This is a genomic window from Vibrio sp. 10N.261.46.A3 (assembly GCF_041472995.1).
In the GTDB taxonomy this organism is placed as follows: Bacteria; Pseudomonadota; Gammaproteobacteria; order Enterobacterales; family Vibrionaceae; genus Vibrio; species Vibrio coralliirubri.
The window spans coordinates 65,436-68,848 of record NZ_JBFRRH010000078.1; the positions used below are offsets into that span (position 1 = coordinate 65,436).

Annotated in this window: 3 protein-coding genes and 1 pseudogene; 3 read left to right on the forward strand and 1 reads right to left on the reverse strand. The window is 44.3% G+C overall.

Annotated features, from left to right (window positions below; genetic code table 11):
- Positions 1-137 precede the first annotated feature (137 nt).
- From AB4484_RS18480 to AB4484_RS18490, 3 genes are all read left to right on the forward strand, one after another.
- Positions 138-1,334, forward strand: a complete 1,197-nt coding sequence (locus AB4484_RS18480; RefSeq protein WP_017064352.1) for a DEAD/DEAH box helicase — start codon at positions 138-140, stop codon at positions 1,332-1,334.
- 133 nt (positions 1,335-1,467) lie between these two features.
- A complete protein-coding gene (locus AB4484_RS18485) occupies positions 1,468-1,869 on the forward strand; it encodes a PPC domain-containing DNA-binding protein (protein WP_372079706.1) in 402 nt (133 codons plus the stop codon).
- Positions 1,870-1,936: 67 nt separating this feature from the next.
- Positions 1,937-2,560: a PolC-type DNA polymerase III gene (locus tag AB4484_RS18490; RefSeq protein WP_372079708.1), complete on the forward strand. Its 624-nt coding sequence runs from the start codon at positions 1,937-1,939 to the stop codon at positions 2,558-2,560.
- A gap of 70 nt (positions 2,561-2,630) precedes the next feature.
- On the opposite strand, the pseudogene AB4484_RS18495 reads toward AB4484_RS18490, so the two are convergent.
- Positions 2,631-3,398, reverse strand: a pseudogene (locus tag AB4484_RS18495) (DUF6279 family lipoprotein); the annotation flags it as partial.
- Positions 3,399-3,413: the final 15 nt, after the last annotated feature.

The window sequence follows — 3,413 nt, forward strand, 5'->3', positions numbered from 1 at the left end:
TGCAAAAATCAGCTCGAAAGGTCAACATGCCCTAGTAGTACACAAGCAACATGGTAGAATGCCGCCATTAATCTTATCCTTGTATAAGATTGTTAAACCTTTCCATCGCTATTTAGCCAAATCATACCGAGAAACTTATGCCATTTTCCAAGCTTGGATTAAGCTCACCTATTGTTAAAGCCGTTGCAAAACAAGGCTACGAAAAGCCAACCTCTATTCAAGAAAAAGCAATTCCGATTGTGCTTTCTGGTAAGAACCTTATTGCGGCAGCACAAACAGGTACAGGTAAAACTGCGAGCTTTGTTCTCCCTATCTTAGAAATGCTAAGCAAAGGTGAAACGCAGCGTAAAAAACGTATCCGCGCAGTTATCCTGACGCCAACGCGTGAACTGGCAGTTCAGGTTGAACAGAACATTACTAAGTACGCGAAGTTCCTAAACCTAACATCATTAGCGATGTACGGTGGCGTGTCTTACCAGCACCAGAAAGACCGTTTGATTGAAGGTGTCGACATTCTTGTAGCAACACCAGGTCGTTTGATCGACATGTACGGACAACGTGCCGTTCACTTTGATGAAGTGGAAGTACTGGTTCTAGATGAAGCTGACCGCATGCTAGACATGGGTTTCATTGAAGACATCAACAAGATCATCGCGCGTCTACCACAAGACATCCAAAACCTACTGTTCTCAGCAACGCTTTCAACGCCAGTGCGTGCGCTAGCGAAAAGCGCAATCAGTGAAGCGGAAGAGATTTCGATTGCCAAGACTGATGCGTCTAAAGCGAACATTGAGCAATGGTTGGTAACCGTAGATAAAGACCGTAAGTCAGCACTATTGAGCCACATGATTACCGAAGGTAACTGGGATCAAGCGCTTATCTTTATCGAAACCAAGCACGGCGCGGCTAAGTTGGTTGCTCAACTTGAGAAACGTGGCATTCAAGCGGAAGCTTTCCACAGTGGACGTAGCCAAGCAATTCGTGAAAAGATCTTGGCTGACTTTAAGAAAGGTCGCCTAAAATACTTAGTCGCGACGGGTGTTGCTGCTCGTGGTATCGATATCGACAACCTAAGCCGCGTAGTGAACTACGACATGCCTTTCCCAGCAGATGATTATGTTCACCGTATTGGTCGTACAGGCCGTGCTGATGCATCTGGCGAAGCGATCTCTTTCCTATCGAAAGATAACTTCAAGAACCTGTGCATCATTGAAAAGCGTCTGGGTCACTTGATTGAACGTCGCGTTGTTGAAGGTTTCGAACCACGCAAAGAAGTGCCAATCTCAGTATTGAACTTCGTTCCTAAGAAGAAAAGAGAACAGCAACAAGACTAAGTAATCTCAGCGACAGAAAATGCAAAGTTGCATTAACCAAAAGAAAAGTCGCGTTAGCCAAAATGAAAATAAAACGAAGCCCTATGTGGCTTCGTTTTGTTCTTTGAAATACATATAACGTTGAGGCAATAAGATGATCACTCCTATCGCAACGAGATTAACCCGCGACCAAGACCTAAAGCTTGAGATCCAAAGGTTAGTGACCACACACAACATCTCGGCAGGCTCTATCGCATCTTGTGTCGGTTGTGTCTCTCAGCTCAATATTCGTTTAGCTAATGCGAACAACACCAAGCTCGTCCAAGCTCCGTTCGAAATTGTGTCTCTTATGGCGACGCTAACCCCGAACCACCAGCATGTTCATATATCCGTTGCTGATGAAAATGGCAATGTGATTGGTGGGCATTTACTGGAAGGAACAATAATCGCAACCACAGCTGAACTGATCGTTCACCGCTACGATACTTTGACCTTCAACAGAGAGCATGACGATTCAACGGGTTACACTGAGCTCACTATTCGCAACACTCAATAGATTTACCCATAGCTACACCAAACGCCCCATATAAAGCGATACTACCAAACAGCAATTAGGAAACACGATGGCTTCAAACTCCGCAGATTCCGTTATCGTTCTCGATTTCGAAACCACAGGCTTATCACCCAATATGGGCGATCGAGCGATTGAGATCGGTGCGGTAAAACTCGTTAACGGCGAAGTCGTCGACACCTTCCAACAGCTCATGAACCCGGGGTTTCGTGTGAGTGGCTTCATTGAGAGCTACACCGGCATTACTAACCGTATGCTGAGCACCGCGGCCAGTTGTAGTGAAGTGATGGATGAGTTTGCTGACTTTATTCAAGACAGTCAGCTTGTGGCTCATAATGCATCGTTTGATAAACGCTTTCTCGACGCAGAATTAGACGATATAGGGCGTGATTACAACGGACAGTTTGCATGCTCGATGTTGATTGCTCGTCGGTTAATCCAAGACGCACCAACCCATAAATTGGGCGACCTAGTTCGATTCAAGCGCATAGATAACGACGGCACTTTCCACAGAGCATTAGCCGATTCAGAAATGACAGCAAGGTTGTGGCTGTTAATGATCGATGAGCTGCAGTGTGACCACGGTATTCAACAACCGAGCTTCCAATTAATGCAGAAAATATCGAAGACAGCCAAAGGTTCGATTCCAAAACTACTGATGAGCAACAGGGGTTAGGTTCCGAAATTCACCTTAAAGTTTGATGAAAGGCTAGCTCGACATAACCGCTAGCCTTTAAAAGGGCGCTCTACTCTTGCAATGACTCCAACGTTCCTTTAAGGCTTTCTAACTCATTCATAAAATACGCCCACTGCTTGTTACTGCTGGTCGCGGCGATATCTACTAAAAAATTGGCTGATGTTTCCATATTTTGGTTGAGCTGCGGCTCAAGTTCATCAGGATAATAAGCTTCATTGTTTAAAAGCAACTTCATGATAATCGGCTGAGCAATATGCAGATCGCTCTTCTTTGCCATCAGCGTCGTTAGCTCTTGATAGGTGTTGTTTTGATATTGTCGCCAGCTGTTATTGGTGTTTACCCACTCTTGAGACCAAGCCAAAATAATCTGTTTTTGTTCTTTCGACACCGAACCTAACCATCGCTCTGCACGCTCTTCTATTCTAGTTCGGTATCGCTCTCTCGAATCGGCATCATTCAACGACAACCTTTCTTCATAATAGTCTTGCTGCTTTTCACGAAAGTTCTTTAAAAACTCCCTGTCTTGCTCAGGGCTAAGCTGCATACTCAAGGCGTAAAGATCTGGAGCGAACTTATTAACGATTGAGCGAATATGCTCTTTAGTTTGTTCACTTTGACCCACAATAAAAGCGGGATTCATATCCGACCGATCTACGTTTTGAATCGCTTCTAATTGCGAGATATACAGAGGTAACTGAGTTTCTTTATGCCATTTCTGTAATATATCTAATCGCTCTTCAAGCTCGGATTCTTGGCTATTTGAGAGGGAAACAAAATCTTCTATATAGCTAACGACAAACCAACCTATATTGTTATATACCCGTGATCATTG